This window comes from Janthinobacterium sp. BJB426, assembly GCF_002735705.1.
Taxonomy (GTDB): Bacteria; Pseudomonadota; Gammaproteobacteria; order Burkholderiales; family Burkholderiaceae_D; genus Janthinobacterium.
Genome location: NZ_PDZL01000006.1, coordinates 289,502 through 309,943, shown reverse-complemented (window position 1 = coordinate 309,943; position 20,442 = coordinate 289,502). Strand labels below are relative to the sequence as shown.

Genomic DNA, 20,442 nt, shown 5'->3' with positions numbered 1-20,442 from the left:
GCGCCCAGTTCCGGATGCGCCACGAAGCGCTCCGCCGTCAGCTCCGGACGGTTCAGATAGCCGCCTGCCACGCCCGCTCCCCCCACGCACAGCTCGCCCACCACGCCAGTCGGCACCGGTTCTCCCCTGGCATCGAGCAGCCACAGCGTCAGGTCCGGAATGGGACGTCCGATCAGGCTGCCCAGATTGCGTTGCGCGTCGATCTGGCGGATCCGGCGGTAACTCACGTGCACCGTCGTTTCCGTGATGCCGTACATATTCACCAGCTCCGGCGCCGTGTCGCTGTGTCGCTCGAACCACGGCCGCAGCTTGTCCAGGGCCAACGCCTCGCCAGCAAACACCACCGTGCGCAACGCCAGCGGCGCCGGCGTCAACTGATCCTGCTCGATGAATACATAGAACGCCGACGGCGTCTGGTTCAGCACCGTCACTCGCTGGTCCCGCACCAGCTGGTAGAAGTCCGGCGTCGATTGCGCCACCGCTCGCGGCACCACCACCAGGCGCCCGCCATGCAGCAGCGCACCCCAGATTTCCCATACCGAGACGTCGAAGGCATAGGAATGGAACAGGCACCAGCAATCTTGCTCATTGAAGCGATACCATGGCGCCGTACTGGAGAACAGCCGCGCCACATTCGCGTGCGATACCATCACCCCCTTCGGCTGTCCTGTCGAACCCGAGGTGTAGATCACGTACGCCTGATCATCCGCATGTCCTGCAACAGGCGTCCAATCCCCGTCGAACTCCGGCATGGCGCCGTCATCCAACAACAGCACGTCGCATCCCTTGGCCACCAAGTGGCGCGTGGATGCCTGCGCCAGAACGATGCTGATTGCCGCGTCGCCCAGCATGAAGGCGATACGCTCGCCCGGATAGATCGGATCGAGCGGAACATAGCTGGCGCCGCACTTGAGAATGGCGAGGATGCCCACCACCACCTCGCCCGAGCGCTCCAGGCACAGCCCGACCCGCGTGCCCGGCATGGCCCCCGCCGTCTGCAGGCGCTGCGCCAGGCCGTTCGCCGCGCGCTCCAACTCGCCATAAGACCACTGCCTTTCACCATCGATCAGCGCCACCGCCGCCGGTTGCGATGCCGCCCGCAGCGCGAACGCCTGATGCAGGCACGCAGCCTCCGCCGGCACCAGCGTCGCACGACCTTCTTGAAGCAGCCTCGCTCGCTCAGCCTGGGGCAATACACCGATTGTCAGCAAAGGAGTAGCCGGTGATCGTTGAATCGCACAAAGGAAGGCTTGCAGCGTGGCTTGCACGGCATCGAGTACCTGCTGGGTATCGACGCCTTGATCGCATTGCAGATACAGAGAAAAGTCTGACGCCAAGTCCTCCACCGTTAGGCTAAGCGGATAGATGTTCCATTCGTTCAACTCGACTTGGTCGACAACTTCCCATTGAGTGGAGGGTTCGCTTTGCGTATGCACATAATTGAGTGCGGCCGTAAACAAGGGCATCGGTGCGGCTACGCCGCTGCAGCGCTGCGTGTCGACCAGATTCGCATGCTCATGGGGGATAAGCTGACGCAACAGATTTTGCGACTGCTGCAACCCATCCTCGACCGACATGCCATCCAGCCTCAAGCGGAAAGGCAAAGTATTGATCAATGGCCCGAACATGCGCTCTATATCCGGCACATTGCGCAGTCGGCCTGAAAATACCGTGCCGAATACAACGTCGGTGCTCGCTGAGGTCTTTGCAATCAGCAGCGCCCAAACGAGGTGGAACAAAGCCACTGGCGTAACGCCCTCCAGTTGGCAACGGTTTCGGATCGCCTTAGCCAGCTCCGAGTCCAACGCACGATGGGCGAGTGGCGCCCGACTTTTTTTGTTACGTAGGGCAGCGAGGCGAAACGGCAACGAAGGCTCGTTGAAATCACCGAGCAAACCCTCGAAAAAGGTCTTACTGCGAGCGCGCTCTTTTTCCTCAGCGTGATACAGCGATGAAATGAAATCGCGATAACGCGCAGGCCGAGGTAACTCCACTCCCGCATCTGTAACAAGTTGCTGAACCTCTGCCACCAGTAGGTCCTGGGACAAATGGTCTCCGATGATATGGTGTGCCAATAAAAGCAAATATACTGGCTGCTGGGGACCATCCGTCGCCACGTGTACCTGCAGCAGTGGTGCGGATTGCAGGTCAATGCAAATCCTGCCTGGCTGTGCCTTTTTGCGTAGTTGTTGCAGCGCATTGCCATCCGGCGCATGGAATACGGCCAGTCCTACCTCTCTCAATACCACCTGTATCGGTGCGTTCAATCCCTCCCACAGAAACAAGGTGCGCAACGCATCTTGCCGACAAATCACAGTACGCAAGGCCTGCAATACCCGTTCAAGCTGGCTGGCTGATGGTAAGCGCACGATGGTGGAAAGCACATAGTGATCGGCGTCAGGCTCAAGCAAATGTTCGAAAAGAAAACCCTTTTGTTGCGGTGAGAGACCATAGATATCCTGAATGTTGGCAATGCCACCGGGAACAGTGCTGACAACCTGGTCAATCTCTTTTTGGCTAAGGCCCGCAAGAGGCACCATATCACTGTCAATCGACAGGCAACCGGGAGTAATCACGGGGCCGGGTGCAACTGCATTACATGCTGTACGGGACATCACCTGCGCCAAATCAGCCAAATTCGCAGAACGAAACACATCTTCGACACGGGTCGTCAGCCCTCGTTCACGCAAACGGCTGACCAGGCGCATCGCGAGCAAGGAATTCCCTCCTAAAGAGAAGAAATTATCTCGACGACTAACGGCCTCAACTGCAAGCAGCTTGATCCACTCCTCAGCTAATATCTGCTCGCTTTCATTGCGTGCTGATTCAAATACATTCGACCGAATCGCCTCGGCACCAGCGCTACGGAAAGCCTTATGATCGAGCTTTCCATTTGGCGTGAGTGGGAATTCTGGCAACGCCATATAAAGTCTGGGTACCATTTGTTCGGGAAGCAATTCTTTCAATTGTTCTGCCAGTTGAGCCAGAGGGAAATCGAGTTCGTCTAGTACAACATAGGCAATCAACTGCTTGCCTAAGGCGCCATCCTGGACAGCCACATGGGCATCCCGCACATGCGCCAGTTGCCGCAACGAGGCTGCGATTTCGCCCGTTTCGATACGAAACCCCAAAATTTTGACTTGCTGATCGATGCGTCCGTGAAAAACCATATGACCATCGCCTCGCCAGCTCACCAAGTCGCCACTGCGATAGATCCTGGCGCCGGCTTCTGCATTAAAGGGGTCGGAGCGGAAACTCTGTTGGTTCAAATCCGCACGCTGCCAGTAACCACAGGCAACGCCAGCGCCGCCTATCCACAACTCACCTTTGAAACCTGGCGGCAGTAGGCGGCCCTTCCGATCGACGATATAGCAACGAGTATTGCGGAGAGGAAGGCCGATAGTCAGCATGCTGGCAGGATCATCAGTGATGCGTTCTGCTGAAGCAATGATTGTCGCCTCTGTAGGCCCATAGCTATTGAACAGCGCTAACTCACTTGGCATGCGCGCCAACCATCCTCTTGCGGCATCTGCTCGCATGGCTTCGCCACCCACCACGCACAGACGCAAGAAGCTGCTCGCAATCGAGACTTGGTCATCGGAAAGCTCGTCGCAAAGCAAATGCCAATATGCTGTCGGCAAGGAAAGCGCAGAGATCTGCTGCGATTCGATCATTGCCCACAACTGCTCTGGCGCCGGCGCGGCAGCACTGTCACGCAGATGCAGACTGCCCCCACACAAAAGGGACAAACAAAGCTCCTCGATGAAAATATCGAAACCCACACTAGCAAACTGAAGCACGCGTAGCGGCGCCTGCACGTTGTAGCGCTCGCGCACAGCATGCAAATAGCTCACAACATTTTCATGTGTTACTACGACACCCTTAGGCATGCCCGTCGAGCCCGACGTGTAGATCATGTAGGCAGGATCGCTGGAAAGGCAACCCGCGGCCGGCGGCAATACGTCTTCCTCAAACTTAGCAACGGGCTGATCGAGCAACACTATTCTGGCACCATGCCCGGCCAAATGTACCAAGTTATTCGTCGTTATCACCAGTTGCGGACTGGCATCCGCGAGCAGGAGTTGCAGCCGGGTTGATGGATAGGCGGTGTCAAGGGGCACATACACCGCGCCGACCTTTAACGTCGCCAAAAAAGTTACCACTAGTGCCACACTTCGCTCCAGTAGCACCGCAACACGGTCGCCCCTCACCACGCCGCTCGCATGTAGACGTGCCGCAAGCAAGCTAGCCTGGATTTCCAACTCTGAATAGCTTAACGTTACCTCGCCGGCTTGCACTGCCAACTCACCGGGAGCCCGCGCCACTTCTCGCGCAAAACATGCCCAGAGCGTTCTATCGGCTGGCGGAATGCAGGGAGTGGGATGCCACAGTTGCAGCTGCTCACGGTGCCTGGACGTCAATAAGTCGAAATGCTCCAGTGCACGTCCGGAAGCAGCGCTGGCCTGCAGCAGCAGGCCGCAGTAAACATCGGCCAAAGCTTCCACCTCAGCTTGGTCAAAGTAGCCAACATGGTAATCAATTTGCAACAAGGGAGCTGATGCATCTCCGTAGTCGCACACGGTAAACGTCAGGGGAGTCTGCTCAAATCCATTCTGCAGAAAATGCGTTGATGCTTGTAGCCCCAAATCGGCAAAGTCGAAATCAAGCTTCTGATAGTTAAAAATAACATCAAAAATTGCAACGCGTTGTTCACCATGCAACACGTCCCGCTCGGCGAACAAGCGGGAAAGAGGTACATTGGTATGTCGGTATATGCCACGCAACCGGCGCGCAATGTCGGCACATAAATCATCAAACGTCTGATCGAGCTGTCCGGAAAGTTTCGCGGGATAAACTTGCATCGCGAGCGATATCTGCTTTCGCTCTGCCGCCGTGCGTCTATTGTGGATGGGCACACCAACCGTCATCTCGTCATGACCGTAGAGCCCGCCTACGGCGGCAAAGAGCACACCAAGGAAGAACGGCAGCCCTCCGCCGAAAGAGCCGGATTCTTGACCCTTTTTGAACCACGAAGCCGAAAGCGAACGCTCAATACGGTGCGAGGTTCGTCCAACATCGCTACCGCCGCTCTCCGACAACTTAGGAACGAACAGCAAGGGTGGAAGTTCCGCCAGTTCGGCGCGCCAAAATGCCTCGGCACCATTGCGCGGCTGCGTCAATATCGGCGCCTCAAGTGGCGCCGAGCCTGGCCCCGTTTCGATCCCAGAGGCGCGGTCCGAATAAAGCGAAAAAATTTTCTGTTGTAAGTTGGTGTATCCCCAGCCATCAATCACGAGATGGTGTGCCACTGTAAAATACCAGTATCGCTGAGGCGACAAGCGAATCAAACCGACTCTCAACAGCGGACCTGTATCCAGTTTAAATACTTGAGCGAAGTGCGTGTCAAGCAGACCGCGTGCTTGCTGTTCAGAATCAGGGGAGAGCGAGACATCGAACAGCGTCAGTTCGACTGTATCAACTGTCTGACGCAACCATGCGCCATCCTCATTGAAATGAAGGCGTACATGCAGACCCGCACTGCCATTGATGCACTCTTGAGCACATTGCGTCAAGAGAGGAACATCCAACGCTTGGCAGAACTCGACATACCCCCCAATGTTGTACATTGGAACTTCAGGCTGACGGAGTTGATGAAAGATAATGTCCTGCTGAGCGGAGGACATGGAAAAAAGGGGAAGTATCGAGCTACTCATGAAGCCTTCACTATCAATTTATTTACCAGCCCGCAATGCGGACACCAAACAAAAACCCGTACATATCCAACAGCAAAAATAGAGCAATCGCTCCCATCGTCGCTCGATTGTTTGCACAGTCGAAAATAAAACATCGCCAAGCCAAGCATTCACTTGCATGACAATTTCCACTTCATGCGTGGATGCCATGCCAACTTCCCTTTCAGATCGCGCCGCGAGAGAACTGCTACGTTAATCTGATACCAAAACACATTGCTAACGAGAACACCCACCGCTCGTTGCTGATAATCCGTACACGGCCAATTAAACCGGTGTTGGGCTTGGGATTTGAAACTGATAGTTGTCATCACGAACGATTGCAGAGAGAGAGTTGCAGCTTGGACTATTAACAAGCAGCAACATTAGCTCATCGAATGAAAACAACCATGAAATTGCCAACAAATATCCCTTTCAGCAAGCACCAACCGCTGAAAATAAGCTCTACGCTTTGTTTCCCACAAGGAAATACAGACAATCAATTAAGTCAGTACGACTCAAAATGACAGTCTCGGTGACCAACTGTGCATAATATTAAAATACAAAATATCGAAATTTTCACCATTCCTATCAATGCACAACTTTCAATCCACAGAAACTCCTGAGTAGCCCCCTTAGGTTTGCAACATAGTATTTAAACAAAACAGCATTGTAAAGATTATTTTCTATTTTTCAACATGTACATATAAATAATTACTACCACCGTCCATTTCCTTGCATTTTACAATGCCATAAAATCTATCCAATAATCACGTTTTTAATAATAATTATTAAGAACAGCTTAAATAATGAATTACATACTTGGCGCCCTCAGGAAGCAAGTGCAATACCTTTGCAGCAAAGTGCTGCCATGAAGAGAATCTACAAACATTTGACCACCCATCATAATTACCATGGGCGCACGACCTGACCTCCATTCGATCCATTGCCAAATGTCTTTGCCGTTCGGCCAACAACCTGATGCCGCCGCCCCCCCAAAAAAACAAATAGCGCGGAGAATTCAAGCGAGAACAGAGCACCACCTACTTCGCAGCCCCGCACAGCCCGTGCCAGCACGGGTCGAACGAGAATGTCCGCGCGCCGTGGCGCAGCTGATCTGAATCCAAATGGCCGGCAAACTAGGACGCTAAAGCGGAAAGTGACATGGGAGCCAATGGAGAGCAAAAAATCTTCATTACTTGTCGCCTTGCCATTGTCGAAAAAGAGACTTCAGCAAGGCCAACGGCCGCGCAAAGCCTGTGTCGCGTCAAATACCACTTAACCGACTGACCGGTCTAATCATCTGCATTCTTCTTAACTTGCGCGGCTTGGCGTGTGGCAACACCGATATGCCAGCCATGCCAAAGCAAAGGCCGACATCACCGGTTACATTGTCGGCTTCCACAACTGCAAGCGGACCTATTCAACATAGGAAAATCTGCTACAGCCCATTGTCGTGTTCGGAATTACCTGACTACGGCAGCGCACCCGAGGTGCTACGTGAATAGCCATTGCGTTCCCCATTAACAGACCTGATGCCCAAGAAAATGGCTCGCCCTCCAGAAAAATAAGCTGCCATGGATGCTGCATATCTAAAGATACATAACGACAGAATCCTGCAGGAGGCAGCATGCCACTTGTCGCTGATTCAGACCCCACGGATCAAGTACACCCGCCAATAAATTCCTGTGATTTCCAGCTTCCACAATCGGCGTACGGCTGTGGTACCAATCGTTAGCAGTGCTCGCTCTGCTAACGATTGGTACCTTGCATTACATCCGCTTCTGTTCGCCATAACTTCGCAATAATTTTCCATGGATTAGTTCGAAAACGAAAATCCTGAATATTTTTTAAACATATATAAACAAGCGGCCCTGGCAATTAGAGTTGATCACGGTCGTTGTTATTAATTAACGATAAATATTCCCAGGAAATACATTTCCCTCAATGTATTTTCAAAAAATCCGAACTTCGGTTACACTCCCGGACAATATTCATGCTGGCGTCGTCAGCCTGCCTACATGCAGACTTAAGGGTGATAGTGGATTCTTTTTTCAATACGTTCCGCAGTAAAAAGAAACTGGTCAGCGCATTTATTTTTTCGAGCTTAGCTGCTTTCGTCGAAGCGGGAGCACAACAAAAATCCAGGGATGAAAGTCAAGAACCAGCCCACCTGAAGGCGCTTCTAATTAAAAATACCTCGCCGGTCATTGATGGACTTCTGCTCGATGAGGCATGGAAAAGTGCGCCACTGTTCGAAAATTTTCATGAGTTTATGCCCGAGAGCGGTCGGCCTGTGCGACCACAGCTGCGCACTACCGTGCAGTTGCTGATCAATGAAGACGCCTTGATATTCGGCATACGCGCTTGGGATGATGCGCCAGGGAAGCAGCAAAGTTCGCTGGCGCGGCGTGACAAAGTAGGCACCGAACAAGACTTTATCGGCATCTGGCTCGATCCGACCGGCCATGGCCGCGCCGCCCAGTTCGTCCGCGTAAATATCGCCGGCGTGGTGAGCGACGGCATCTATCGTGCCGACGAGGACGAGACCGACCTTGGTCCCGATTTTCCTATCGACGCAGCAGTCCAGCGTCTTGCCGACGGCTACAGCATGGAGGTCCGCTGGCCATTGTCGAATCTGCGCTTCCCATACGCCGATGGCAAAACGTGGCGCGCCATGATCGAGCGTAGCGTGCCTCACGCCGGTGCCCTGCTGCTGACCAGTACCCCGCTTACTATCGATGCCTTAAGCCATATCGCCGTGTTGCAGGAGATCAGCGGCATGGAAGGCACAGTACTAGCGGTACGCGACCGCAGTTTTCTGGAAATAAAACCTGAGTTGACCATGCGCTCGACGCGCGACGCTGATAAGCAGGGCCAGCGCCACGCCAACCGGACCAGCTTAGGACTGGAGATTAATGCCAGGCCTCGCGCCGACTGGGTCTTCAACGGCACCCTGAATCCCGATTACTCACAGGTGGAAATCGATGAGCCAACTTCCAACGGAGCCAGCCGCATCGCACTCAGCCTTCCAGAGAAACGAGGATTTTTTCTGGAAAGCTCCGACGTACTCGGACTGCCTTTGGCCGCATTCTATTCACGCACGGTAGTCGATCCGGAATGGGGTCTGCGAGCGACTTGGCGTGCCGCCAAGGCTGATGCGACCGCGATGAGCCTACGAGATCGGGAAGGTGGAGTCATCCAGCGCGGTGGCGCCTACGAAACCTCCGAATTTGACCAGACGTCACGCACTCTTGCCAGCCTGGTGCGCGCGCGCTGGCACGGCGATGGCGCACTGCTGGGTGCCTTTGTCTCCCAGCGCGACTATGGTCTCGCTGGATCAAACCATGTGACCGGTTTCGACGGACAGTGGCGCGGCGATGGCCAGCAGGCTGCGTGGTTGCTAATGCATTCAAAAACCAACGTTGGTTTCGTCGAACAAGCATCTCAGGCCCCGGTGCGCGCGCCAACCCGCAGCGGCACCTACGTTTCAGCCAAATTCAACCATATCAATGAGACTTGGTGGAACGACTTCCTCCTTGAGGCAAGCAGCCCCGGCTTCATTAATGATAACGGCTTCGTACCACAAACCGGTGTCGTCACGACCAAGATCAACGTCAATCGCCGTCTCGGCCAGCATCGACTTGAACTGGAGTCAGTGTCGCTCGATTTATACGAGGTGGAAGCACACCTTGGCCTGCACGAGATTCGCACGCTACCAGATCCCACGCTAGGCCAACAGGGAAACCAAATTATCGAACGCAAGGTACAACCAGGGATCTCGCTACGCGCATCGCGCCAGACTGACTTCTGGGCAAATCTTGGCTTCGACCAGCAGCGTGCGCATCGAGAGGGACAGCTTCACAACACGCCGGCTGTGCACTTTGGATTCGGATCATCTCCGTTGCCATGGCTATCCAAGCTCAATGCCGAGGTGACGCTTGGCCGTCAGCTCGATGTTGACGCCGACCGCGTGGGCCGTGGCGGCAACGCTACTGCCGAAATGGGCTTGCGTTTTTCACTGCCACGTGGATGGGCGGTAGAACTTGAGCCGCGCTGGAACCGTGCCTGGGTCCAGGGAACGCTCGGACGGCCTGCATTCGTCGACAACAGTTGGCGCTGGCTCGGCATGCTGCATTTCACATCCACTGACTCACTGCGGCTTCTGGCTCAAAACACGGCAGCGGCGCGCAGCGACGACGGAGTTTCGGGCTTGGAGTCTTGGGCGGATAGGCAAGTACACCGCTCACTGCTATACCGTCACCTCTGGCGCCACGGAAGGTCGCTGTCGGTTGGCTATTCGCATGACAGGACTCGCGAACCGACTAAGACCAATAAATCATTGACTTTGAAATTTCAATGGGAAGTTTAATGCAGGGCCACATGGAGCGGTTTCAAACCACAAGCGCAACACCAGGTTCATTAACAGTATTGATGAGGTGTTGCAGTAACGTGATCGTATTCACGCATGCGTATGTAGCAAGGCCACGTTTGTCATGAGCGATTGAAACCGCGCAGAAATGGCATAGCCATCTGGACAAAAAAATAGCCCACTCGAAAGTGGGCTATCTTTTTCATCTGGAGGCGAGGACGGGAATCGAACCCGTCTAAACGGCTTTGCAGGCCGCTGCATAACCTCTTTGCTACCTCGCCAGAGGAACTGCTTGGATGGGCCTTGCGGCACACCTTGAAAACTGGAGCGGGAGAAGAGTCTCGAACTCTCGACCTCAACCTTGGCAAGGTTGCGCTCTACCAACTGAGCTACTCCCGCATTGGAGCTTGGTTACCGCCTAATCGCGCCGGCTACTGCGGCGGATAAAAAAAGGAAGCCAGCTTAGCTTCCCTTTAGAATTCTGGAGCGGGAGAAGAGTCTCGAACTCTCGACCTCAACCTTGGCAAGGTTGCGCTCTACCAACTGAGCTACTCCCGCATTGGAGCTTCTATTTTCTGCTACTGCCATCTTGCTTTGCTGCCTCAGCTTTCGCTGGAGCGGGAGAAGAGTCTCGAACTCTCGACCTCAACCTTGGCAAGGTTGCGCTCTACCAACTGAGCTACTCCCGCATACGAACCGCTATTTTACTGCCTTTTGCTACCGTTTACCAGTGCTGCTTTACTGCTGATCCAGTATTCACTGGAGCGGGAGAAGAGTCTCGAACTCTCGACCTCAACCTTGGCAAGGTTGCGCTCTACCAACTGAGCTACTCCCGCAGTGGACAACATTGTATCAGAAGCTCTACTACATCGCCAGTACTACTTTTTACTGCATTCGCTGTTTTTACCTATGACACGATCCAGAAAACTGGAGCGGGAGAAGAGTCTCGAACTCTCGACCTCAACCTTGGCAAGGTTGCGCTCTACCAACTGAGCTACTCCCGCGTCATCAACAACAGGCCAGCATTATAGAGGGATTACAGGGGCTGTCAACGGGCAATATCTGGTGTTTTGCAAAATATTCCGCATAAAGCAGCCGCCTGCTTATTCTTAGTGCAAATTCCCCGCTTTTTCCTTGATCAAGGGCCATGCCAGGCGCAAGTAATAGAACATCGACCACACCGTCAGCACGCAGGCGATCCACAGCAGCTTTTCGCCCCACACGTGGGTATCGATCGCACCGAAGATCACTTCGTGGTACAGCAGCAGGGGAATGGCCGTCATTTGCGCGGCCGTCTTGATCTTGCCGATCGAGCTGACGGCCACCGATTTCGAAGCGCCGATCTGCGCCATCCATTCGCGCAAGGCGGAAATCGTGATTTCACGGCCGATGATGATGAAGGCCAACACTGCATTGACACGGTCCAGCTGCACCAGCACCAGCAAGGCGCCCGCCACCATCAGCTTGTCGGCTACCGGGTCGAGGAAGGCGCCAAAGGCCGAGGTCTGGTTCCAGCGCCGCGCGAGGAAACCGTCGAACCAGTCGGTCACGGCGGCAACAATGAAGACCAGCGTGGCAACCAGGTTCTGGTCGCCATGCAGCAGCATCGACGGCGGCAAATAAAACACGCCGACGACGAGCGGTATCAGGGCCACGCGCAGCCAGGTCAAAAGGATGGGAATATTAAAAGGCATAAGGGTGCAATCGGCCGACGGGTAAATTGAATATGAGAAAGCGTGAAGCAAGCGCCACTAGTCTACATGGCCACGGGATATTAGCCTAGTCCGGTTGCCGCAGCACCGGACCAGGCCATCCATCCATCAATGCAACTGCTTGTAGATTTCTTCCGCCAGTTGCGTGGAAATCCCCTCCACCGACATCAAATCCTCGACACTGGCATCGACCACGCCGCGCAAGCCGCCAAAGCGCGACAACAGTTTCTGGCGGCGCTTGGCGCCGATGCCTTCGATTTCTTCCAGGCGCGAGGTCTGGCGCGTCTTGGCGCGCTTGGCGCGCATGCCGGTAATGGCGAAGCGGTGCGCTTCGTCGCGAATCTGCGCGATCAGCATCAGGGCCGCAGACTCCTTGCCCAGTTCCTGCGCCGCGCGGCCATCGACGAACAGCAGGGTTTCCAGGCCCACCTTGCGCCCTTCCCCCTTGGCCACACCGACGATCAGGCTGATATCGAGTCCCAGCTCGGCGAACACCTGGCGTGCCATTTCGATCTGTCCCTTGCCGCCGTCGATCAAGACCACGTCGGGCATCACGCCATCGCCATTCGCCACTTTCTCGTAGCGGCGCATGAGGACCTGGCGCATGGCCGCGTAATCATCGCCGGGCGTGATGTCGTTGATGTTGTAGCGCCGGTATTCGCCGTTCTGCATGGCGTGGTGGTGGAACACGACACACGACGCCTGCGTCGCCTCGCCTTGCGTGTGGCTGATGTCGAAACACTCCACGCGCAGGCTGTCGAGGTCGCCCAAATCCAGGCGCAGCGCCTCGGCCAGCGCGCGCGTGCGCGACTGCTGCGAGCCCTGCTCGGACAACAATCGCGCCAGCGAAATCTCGGCGCCCTTTTGCGCCATCTCAAGCCACTGGCGGCGTTGCCCCTGCGGCTGGAAGATCAGGTTGATGCGGTGGCCGCACTGCTCCATCAGCGCCACCATCAGGGCTGGCTGGTCGAATTCGATATTCAGGATCAGGGTGCCGGGAATGAATTTTTCCGTGTAGTGCTGGGCCAGGAAGGCGGCCAGCACTTCCACCTCGATGGCTTCCTCGGCAATCGCCGCGGCATCGCTGAGCTGGCTGGGGAAGTAGGCGCGGTCGCCCAGGTGGCGTCCGCCGCGCACCATGGCCAGGTTGACGCAAGCGCGTCCGCCCTGCACCAGCACGGCGAGGATGTCCACGTCGGCGTCGCCCGTCGTTTCCATGCTTTGCTGGTGCAGCACGCGCGACAGCGAAGCGATCTGGTTGCGCACCACCACGGCCTGCTCGAACTTCAGCTCGGCGGCAAACGCGTGCATCTTCTTTTCCAGGTCCGCCATCACTTCGCTCTGGCGCCCGCGCAGGAAGCGCGCCGCGTTTTCCACGTCATTCTTGTAATCTTCCTTGCTGATCAGATCCACGCACGGCGCGCTGCAGCGGCCGATCTGGTGCAGCAGGCAGGGCCGCGTGCGGTTGGCGTACACGCTGTCCTCGCAGGTGCGGATGAGAAAAACCTTTTGCAGTATCTGCATCGATTCCTTGACGGCCCAGGAACTGGGGAACGGCCCGAAATACTGGTTTTTCTTGTCCACCGCGCCCCGGTAATACACCATGCGCGGCGCATCGCCATTGGTGATTTTCAGATACGGATACGACTTGTCGTCACGGAACAGGATGTTGTAGCGCGGTTGCAGCGCCTTGATCAGGTTGTTTTCCAGAATCAAGGCTTCCGCCTCGCTGTGCGTGACGGTGGTTTCCAGGCGCGCGATGCGCTCGACCATCATCGCGATGCGGGGGCTGGCCAGGTTTTTCTGGAAATAGCTGGACACGCGCTTTTTCAGGTCGCGCGCCTTGCCGACGTACAACACCTTGTCGGCGGCGTCGAAATAGCGGTACACGCCGGGCAAGTTCGGCAGCTTGGCGACCGTGGCCAGCACTTGCGCGCGGGGGTCGGGCGGCGTTTCCGCCAAGGAAGGTTCTGGGCTTGCTTCGGTCATTGCTGGCTCATTGCGCACTTATCGTTACACTGCTTGCTCTACGATCACGAACGCGACCGCATATTCTTCTTCATCGCTGATGGTCACTTGCGCGCTCAGGCGGTGCTTTTCCATGAACTCGGCCAGCACGCCACTGCAGACGATCATCGGCTTGCCGCTGGGGTGATTCAGCATCTGCGCGGCGGGCCAGGTCATCGGCATGCGCAAGCCCAGGCCGATGGCCTTGGAAAACGCTTCTTTGGCCGCGAAGCGCGTGGCAAGGAAGCGTACGCCGCGCACGGCGTTCTTGGCGCTGCGGGCGCGGAATTTTTCCAGCTCCTGCGGCCCCAGTATCTTTTTCGCGAAACGCTCGCCATGGCGCGCCAGGGCCGCTTCGATACGGGGAATCTTGCAGATATCGGTACCGATGCCGTAAATCATGCTACCTCCTTGGTCCCGCGTTTATGCCTTGCCAGCGAGACGCGTGGCCACCATGATGGCCTTCATTTCGCGCACGGCGTTTTCCCAGCCGACAAACACGGCATGCGCAACGATGGCGTGGCCGATGTTCAGTTCGGCAATATCGGGAATGGCAGCGATGGCCTGCACGTTGGTGTAATGCAAGCCGTGGCCCGCGTTGACCTTCAAGCCGCGCCCCACGCCGAACAGCACGCCCGCCTTGATGCGCTCCAGTTCCGCCAATTGCTCGGCGCCCTCGGTGTCCGCGTAGCGCCCCGTGTGCAGTTCGATCACGGGCGCGCCAAGCTCGGCGGCGGCGGCGATCTGCTGCTCTTCCGCATCGATGAACAGGCTCACGCGAATGCCCTCGCCTTGCAATTGTTGCACGGCCGCCTGCACTTCCTTGAAGTAGCGCACCACATCCAGCCCCCCTTCGGTCGTCACTTCCGTGCGCTTTTCCGGCACCAGGCACACGTCCGCCGGCTTGATGCGGCAGGCAAAATCGATCATCTCGGCCGTCACGGCCGCTTCCAGGTTCATGCGCGTCAGTAATTGCGGTGCAATGGCGATCACATCCGCATCCTTGATGTGGCGGCGGTCTTCGCGCAAATGCAGGGTAATGGCGTCGGCGCCCGCCTGTTCGGCCAGCAGGGCCGCGCGGACCGGGTCCGGATACGCGGTGCCGCGCGCATTGCGCAAGGTAGCCACGTGGTCGATATTGACGCCCAGGTCGATGACGGGGCCGGAAGGCTGCAAAAAGCTCATAGTGATGGTATCCGTAAAGTGCTGTCGTGCGGCAAACCGCCGCTACAGCTGCATTAAATCGATCAGTATCTGGCGCGTATTCAAGGTGGCGCCGCCCAGTTGATGGGCCAGCAAAAAGCGCATCAGCAGCTTGCTTTGCGCCTGCGTGGCCACGTCAAGATAATCTTCGCGCTCCATGTCGAGCAGGGTCTTGCCCGTGATCTTCGGCCAGGCATCGCTGGCGCGCGCCGGGCGCGGCCCCCGTTCCGGGTCGACCACGTACACCTGCCCCGCTTCGACGGCCTGGCGCGTGCCCGTGCAGCGCGTCAGGTCGGCCGCCACGCCCGTTTCCTTGAGCAGGGCGCGCTCGAACTTGCGCAGCACGATGGGCGGCGGCTCATTGTGCGCCAGTTGATTCAAGGTGGCAACGTAGTGGTCGAACAGGACGGGATGCGGATCGTCGCGCGCCAGCAGTTTCACCAGCAATTCGTTCAAATAAAAGCCGCACAGCAAGGCGGTCTTTTCCAGCGGCAACATGCCCCCCACCCATTCCGCGCCGGTGAGGATGCGCAGCTCGGACTTGCCCGTCCAGCCCGCCTGCAGGGGCTGGAACGTTTGCAGCACGCCGCGCAACTGCGAGTGGGGCCGCTTGGCGCCCTTGGCGACGAGCGCGATGCGGCCGTACTCGCGCGTAAACACGTCGACGATGAGGCTGGTTTCTTTATGCGGATAGCTGTGCAGCACGAAGGCTGGCTGGCCCGTGATGCGGCCGTCGCGCGTGGGCGGACGGCTGCGCCGGGGCGCTGTGGGAGGTGCGGCCGGCGGCGCGATGGCCGCCGGCGTAGGGACCGGCGCAGATGCAGCAAAGGCGGCTGGCGCAGGATGGTGCAGCGCTGGCGTGGTGGTGCTCATGCGTGTGGCGTCGCCCCCGGGTTGCGGATTACTCGTAGCCGTAGGCGCGCAAGCCCGCCTCGTTGTCGGCCCAGCCCGACTTGACCTTGACCCAGATTTCCAGGTACACGGGGCCGCCGAACAGCTTTTCCATATCCAGGCGGGCCTGGGTGGAGACTTCCTTCAGGCGTGCGCCCTTGTTACCGATGATCATGGATTTGTGCGTATCGCGCTCGACCAGGATGGCGGCAAACACGCGGCGCAGATCGCCCTCCTGCTCGAATTTCTCGATCAGCACGGTGCTCGTGTACGGCAGTTCGTCGCCGACGAAGCGGAACAGTTTTTCGCGCACGATTTCCGAGGCGAGGAATTTCTCGCTGCGGTCGGTGATGTCGTCAGGGCCAAAGATGGGCTGATTTTCCGGCAAGAAGCGCTTGATTTCGTTCTGCAAGCCTTCCAGCTGGAAGTGCAGCTTGGCCGAGACAGGCACGATGGCGGCGAAGTCGCGCATGGCGGCGATCTTTTGCGCAAACGGCAACAATACAGCCTTATCCTTGACGCGGTCAGACTTATTGATGACGAGGATGCACGGAACCTCCTTCGGCAGCAGGTCCATCACTTGCTGGTCGGCCGGGCCGAACGTGCCCGCCTCGATCACGTACAAAATCACGTCCGAGGAAATCAGGGTGTTCGTGACGGTCTTGTTCAGCGTCTTGTTCAGCGCGTTCGAGTGGCGCGTCTGGAAGCCAGGCGTGTCAACGTAGATGAATTGCGCGTCCGGCACCGTCTGGATGCCCGTGATGCGGTGGCGCGTGGTTTGCGCCTTGCGCGAAGTGATGCTGACCTTCGCGCCGATCAGCACGTTCATCAGGGTCGATTTGCCCACGTTCGGGCGGCCCACGATGGCGATATAGCCACAGCGGAAGTTGTCGGGCATTTTGGTGGCTGTCATGCTAGTGTCGATTCTGTTTAGTGTGAGCGGCGATCGCCGGGGCTGCAGGAGCTTGCGCGTCGTCGCTCTGGATGGTGGCAATGCCGGCCAGCTTGAGCTGGGCGGCGCGCGGTTTCGGCTTGCGGCTGGCGGCAGGCGACTTCAACAACGCCTGCTCGGCCACGTCCAGCGCCAGTTTGGCGGCGGCTTGCTCACCGGCGCGGCGGCTTCCGCCACGACCGTAGACCTGGATATTCAATTTTGGCACCAGGCATTCGATCTCGAATTCCTGGCTGTGGGCGGCGCCGTGGGTGGCCACCACATTGTACTGTGGCAGCGAAATTTTCTTGCTTTGCAAAAACTCCTGCAGCAGGGTCTTGGCATCCTTGCCCAGGGTTTGCGGATCGACCGAATCGAGGATGGGGATGTAGAAGGCGCGGATCACTGTGCTGGCGGCGTCAAAGCCCGTGTCGAGGAAAATCGCCCCCAGCAAGGCTTCCAGGGTGTCGGCAAGGATTGACGGACGGCGGAAACCGCCCGATTTGAGTTCGCCTTCGCCCAGGCGCAAAAATTGCGACAGTTCCAGCTTTTGCGCGATTTCATACAACGACTGCTGTTTCACCAGATTCGCGCGCAGGCGCGACAGGTCGCCCTCGTCGATGGACTTGAAGCGTTCGTACAGGATGGAAGCGACCACGCAGTTGAGGATGGAGTCGCCGAGAAATTCCAGCCGCTCGTTATGCAAACTGCTGTGGCTACGATGCGTCAAGGCTTGCTGCAACAGGCCAGCATCCTGGAACGTATAGCCTAAACGGGTTTGCAATAACTGAAGATTCATTGTTGTTTCTGTGTCATCTGAGTAATTCGGCTGGCCGCCGCGCGGGGAATCGGCGCGGCAGCCATAGGGGCGGCTTAGTGTATGCCGCCCACTCTTTTCGGATTGCTGAAGTTCATCCACACCAGGAATGCCTTGCCGACGATGTTCTCGTTCGGCACGAAGCCCCAGTAGCGGCTGTCCGCACTATTGTCGCGGTTGTCGCCCATCATGAAGTAATTGCCTTGTGGCACTACACACGTAAAACCGTCTTCGTTGTAGTCGCACGCATCCTTGTGCGGGAAATCCTTCACTTCGCGCAAGTTCAACGTAGGAGCTGGCTCGTCGTTGAGGATGCGGTGGCTCACGCCCGTCAGGTTTTCTTCCAGCTGCTTGTGGTAAACAGTGCTTTCATCATCCAGATAGTCGTCGAGCGCGGTATAGGCGACTTCCTTGCCGTTGACCGTCAAGCGCTTGTTTTCATAGGTGATTTTATCACCGGGCACACCGATCACGCGCTTGATATAGTCTTGCGACATATCTTTCGGGTACTTGAACACCATCACGTCGCCGCGCTGCGGATCGTTGACTTCAATGATGCGCTTGTTGACGATAGGCAGACGAATGCCATAGGTAAACTTGTTGACCAGGATCAGATCGCCCACCAGCAAGGTCGGCACCATCGAGCTCGACGGGATCTTGAATGGCTCATACAGGAACGAGCGCAGGCAGAACACGAGGGCGATGACGGGGAAGAAGCTGCCCGAATACTCGACCCAGGTCGGCTGGCGCAACAGGGCCGCTTCGATGGTCGCGCGGCTGCCGCCCGCATCGGACTTGATGCCTTCTGCGGCCAGCTTGGACTGGCGCGCATCGAATTCAGCCAGGGCGCGGTCGGCCGCCTTGCGGCGCTGCTTGGACAGATAAAACACATCCAGGCACCAGACCAGGCCTGTCAATACCATCAGCACGAACAGGATTAAAGCGAAATTTCCTAAAATCACTTGCAGGTTCATGTATTAACCGTCCACTTGTAAAATTGCCAGGAATGCTTCTTGCGGGATCTCCACGGAACCCACTTGCTTCATGCGTTTCTTACCCGCTTTTTGTTTCTCCAGCAATTTTTTCTTGCGGCTGATGTCGCCGCCATAGCACTTGGCCAGCACGTTCTTGCGCAAGGCTTTCACGTTCTCGCGCGAAATGATGTTCGCGCCGATGGTCGCCTGGATGGCCACGTCGAACATCTGGCGCGGGATCAGTTCGCGCATCTTGGCAGCCACCTGGCGGCCACGGTACTGGCTGTTCGAACGGTGGACGATAATCGCCAGCGCATCGACTTTTTCGCTGTTGATCAGCATGTCGACCTTGACCACGTCGGCCGCGCGGTATTCCTTGAACTCGTAATCCATCGAGGCATAGCCGCGCGACGTCGATTTCAGACGGTCGAAGAAGTCCAGCACGATCTCGGCCATCGGCATTTCATACACAAGCTTGACCTGGCGGCCGTGGTAGCTCATGTCCATCTGGATGCCGCGCTTGCCGATACACAAGGTAATCACGGAACCAACGTATTCCTGCGGCATGTACAGATTGACCGTAACGATAGGCTCGCGCACTTCCTCGATGCGCGACGGATCGGGCATCTTCGACGGATTGTCAACGTTGATCATGGTGCCGTCGCGCTGGATCACTTCGTACACGACCGTTGGCGCCGTCGTAATCAGGTCCATGTCGAATTCGCGCTCGAGGCGTTCCTGCACGATTTCCATGTGCAGCAAGCCCAGGAAACCGCAGCGGAAGCCGAAGCCCAGCGCCTGCGACACTTCCGGCTCGTACATCAGGGCCGCATCGTTCAGTTTCAGTTTTTCCAGCGAGTCGCGCAGCGCATCATACTGGTTCGCTTCCACAGGGAACAGGCCGGCGAACACTTGCGGCTGCACTTCCTTGAAGCCAGGCAATGGCGCGACAGCAGGACGGCTGACCAGGGTGACGGTGTCGCCCACTTTCGCCGCTTTCAATTCCTTGATGCCAGCGATGATGAAACCCACCTGGCCTGCCGACAATTGCGGCAAGGATTGCGAACGTGGAGAGAACACGCCGATGTCTTCCACCAGCTGCACCGAATCGGTGGCCATCAGGCGGATCTTGTCTTTCGGTTTCAGGGTACCGTTGACCACGCGCACCAGCATGACCACGCCCACATAGGCGTCATACCAGGAGTCGACGATCAGCGCCTGCAGCGGCGCATCGGGATCGCCCTTCGGCGGCGGTACCTTGACGATCAGTTGCTCGAGCACGTCCAGCACGCCGAAGCCCGTCTTGGCCGAGCAATGCACGGCGTCGGCCGCGTCGATGCCGATCACGTCTTCGATCTCGGCAATGGCGTTCGGCGGATCCGCGTTCGGCAAGTCGATCTTGTTCAGGACGGGCACCACTTCCACGCCCAGGTCCAACGCCGTGTAGCAGTTGGCGACCGTCTGCGCTTCCACGCCTTGCGACGCGTCCACCACCAGCAGCGCGCCTTCGCACGCCGACAGCGAGCGCGACACTTCATAGCTGAAGTCGACGTGGCCTGGCGTATCGATCAGGTTCAGATTGTAGATCTGGCCATCGCGGGCCTTGTAGTGCAGGGCCGCCGTTTGCGCCTTGATGGTAATGCCGCGCTCGCGCTCCAGATCCATCGAATCGAGCACCTGCGCCTCCATCTCGCGGTCGGACAAGCCGCCGCACAATTGAATGATGCGGTCAGCCAGGGTCGATTTACCGTGGTCAATATGGGCGATGATGGAGAAATTGCGTATGTTGTTCATTAACTAATATAA

General features: G+C 57.1%; 11 protein-coding genes and 6 tRNA genes. 1 reads left to right on the top strand and 16 read right to left on the bottom strand.

Features of this window, described 5'->3' with window-relative positions; all coding sequences use genetic code 11:
- Positions 1–5,714: non-ribosomal peptide synthetase (locus tag CSQ93_RS13105; RefSeq protein ID WP_158301214.1), on the bottom strand; the 5,714-nt coding region annotated here is incomplete at its 3' end.
- A gap of 2,056 nt (positions 5,715–7,770) precedes the next feature.
- Between CSQ93_RS13105 and CSQ93_RS13100 the strand changes: the two genes are divergently transcribed.
- On the top strand, positions 7,771–10,101 hold the full coding sequence (locus CSQ93_RS13100; RefSeq protein WP_199534391.1) for a hypothetical protein: 2,331 nt from the start codon (positions 7,771–7,773) through the stop codon (positions 10,099–10,101).
- A gap of 207 nt (positions 10,102–10,308) precedes the next feature.
- Here CSQ93_RS13100 and CSQ93_RS13095 read toward each other — a convergent pair.
- From CSQ93_RS13095 to lepA, 15 genes are all read right to left on the bottom strand, one after another.
- Positions 10,309–10,382, bottom strand: a tRNA-Cys gene (locus CSQ93_RS13095).
- A 42-nt stretch (positions 10,383–10,424) separates the two neighbouring features.
- Positions 10,425–10,500: transfer RNA gene (locus CSQ93_RS13090), tRNA-Gly, on the bottom strand.
- An 83-nt stretch (positions 10,501–10,583) separates the two neighbouring features.
- Positions 10,584–10,659, bottom strand: a tRNA-Gly gene (locus CSQ93_RS13085).
- A gap of 55 nt (positions 10,660–10,714) precedes the next feature.
- A tRNA-Gly gene (locus CSQ93_RS13080) sits at positions 10,715–10,790 on the bottom strand.
- 71 nt (positions 10,791–10,861) lie between these two features.
- Positions 10,862–10,937, bottom strand: a tRNA-Gly gene (locus tag CSQ93_RS13075).
- 92 nt (positions 10,938–11,029) lie between these two features.
- Positions 11,030–11,105, bottom strand: a tRNA-Gly gene (locus CSQ93_RS13070).
- A 105-nt stretch (positions 11,106–11,210) separates the two neighbouring features.
- Positions 11,211–11,795 (bottom strand): CDP-diacylglycerol--glycerol-3-phosphate 3-phosphatidyltransferase, encoded by a 585-nt coding sequence (gene pgsA, locus CSQ93_RS13065; RefSeq protein WP_034749601.1) that lies wholly within the window; start codon positions 11,793–11,795, stop codon positions 11,211–11,213.
- 126 nt (positions 11,796–11,921) lie between these two features.
- Positions 11,922–13,802: an excinuclease ABC subunit UvrC gene (uvrC, locus tag CSQ93_RS13060; protein WP_099378413.1), complete on the bottom strand. Its 1,881-nt coding sequence runs from the start codon at positions 13,800–13,802 to the stop codon at positions 11,922–11,924.
- A 24-nt stretch (positions 13,803–13,826) separates the two neighbouring features.
- On the bottom strand, positions 13,827–14,222 hold the full coding sequence (acpS, locus tag CSQ93_RS13055) for a holo-ACP synthase (RefSeq protein WP_092714701.1): 396 nt from the start codon (positions 14,220–14,222) through the stop codon (positions 13,827–13,829).
- A gap of 21 nt (positions 14,223–14,243) precedes the next feature.
- The gene (gene pdxJ, locus CSQ93_RS13050) at positions 14,244–15,005 is read right to left on the bottom strand and encodes a pyridoxine 5'-phosphate synthase (RefSeq protein ID WP_099378412.1); all 762 of its coding nucleotides are present in this window, start codon (positions 15,003–15,005) and stop codon (positions 14,244–14,246) included.
- A gap of 42 nt (positions 15,006–15,047) precedes the next feature.
- The gene (gene recO / locus CSQ93_RS13045) at positions 15,048–15,896 is read right to left on the bottom strand and encodes a DNA repair protein RecO (RefSeq protein WP_099378411.1); all 849 of its coding nucleotides are present in this window, start codon (positions 15,894–15,896) and stop codon (positions 15,048–15,050) included.
- 28 nt (positions 15,897–15,924) lie between these two features.
- Positions 15,925–16,827, bottom strand: coding sequence for a GTPase Era (era, locus tag CSQ93_RS13040; RefSeq protein WP_034749612.1), 903 nt, complete (start codon positions 16,825–16,827; stop codon positions 15,925–15,927).
- A gap of 1 nt (position 16,828) precedes the next feature.
- A complete protein-coding gene (rnc, locus tag CSQ93_RS13035) occupies positions 16,829–17,644 on the bottom strand; it encodes a ribonuclease III (RefSeq protein ID WP_034749615.1) in 816 nt (271 codons plus the stop codon).
- A gap of 74 nt (positions 17,645–17,718) precedes the next feature.
- Complete coding sequence (gene lepB, locus CSQ93_RS13030; RefSeq protein WP_099378410.1) at positions 17,719–18,636, bottom strand: signal peptidase I; 918 nt, start codon at positions 18,634–18,636, stop codon at positions 17,719–17,721.
- Positions 18,637–18,639: 3 nt separating this feature from the next.
- Complete coding sequence (lepA, locus tag CSQ93_RS13025; protein WP_099378409.1) at positions 18,640–20,430, bottom strand: translation elongation factor 4; 1,791 nt, start codon at positions 20,428–20,430, stop codon at positions 18,640–18,642.
- Positions 20,431–20,442: the final 12 nt, after the last annotated feature.

Excerpts from the sequence above, each read along its gene's own strand:
- acpS (WP_092714701.1), bottom strand. The coding sequence starts at position 14,222 with ATGATTTACGGCATCGGTACCGATATCTGCAAGATTCCCCGTATCGAA.
- pgsA (WP_034749601.1), bottom strand. The coding sequence starts at position 11,795 with ATGCCTTTTAATATTCCCATCCTTTTGACCTGGCTGCGCGTGGCCCTG.
- lepA (WP_099378409.1), bottom strand. The coding sequence starts at position 20,430 with ATGAACAACATACGCAATTTCTCCATCATCGCCCATATTGACCACGGT.
- recO (WP_099378411.1), bottom strand. The coding sequence starts at position 15,896 with ATGAGCACCACCACGCCAGCGCTGCACCATCCTGCGCCAGCCGCCTTT.
- era (WP_034749612.1), bottom strand. The coding sequence starts at position 16,827 with ATGACAGCCACCAAAATGCCCGACAACTTCCGCTGTGGCTATATCGCC.
- rnc (WP_034749615.1), bottom strand. The coding sequence starts at position 17,644 with ATGAATCTTCAGTTATTGCAAACCCGTTTAGGCTATACGTTCCAGGAT.
- lepB (WP_099378410.1), bottom strand. The coding sequence starts at position 18,636 with ATGAACCTGCAAGTGATTTTAGGAAATTTCGCTTTAATCCTGTTCGTG.
- uvrC (WP_099378413.1), bottom strand. The coding sequence starts at position 13,802 with ATGACCGAAGCAAGCCCAGAACCTTCCTTGGCGGAAACGCCGCCCGAC.
- pdxJ (WP_099378412.1), bottom strand. The coding sequence starts at position 15,005 with ATGAGCTTTTTGCAGCCTTCCGGCCCCGTCATCGACCTGGGCGTCAAT.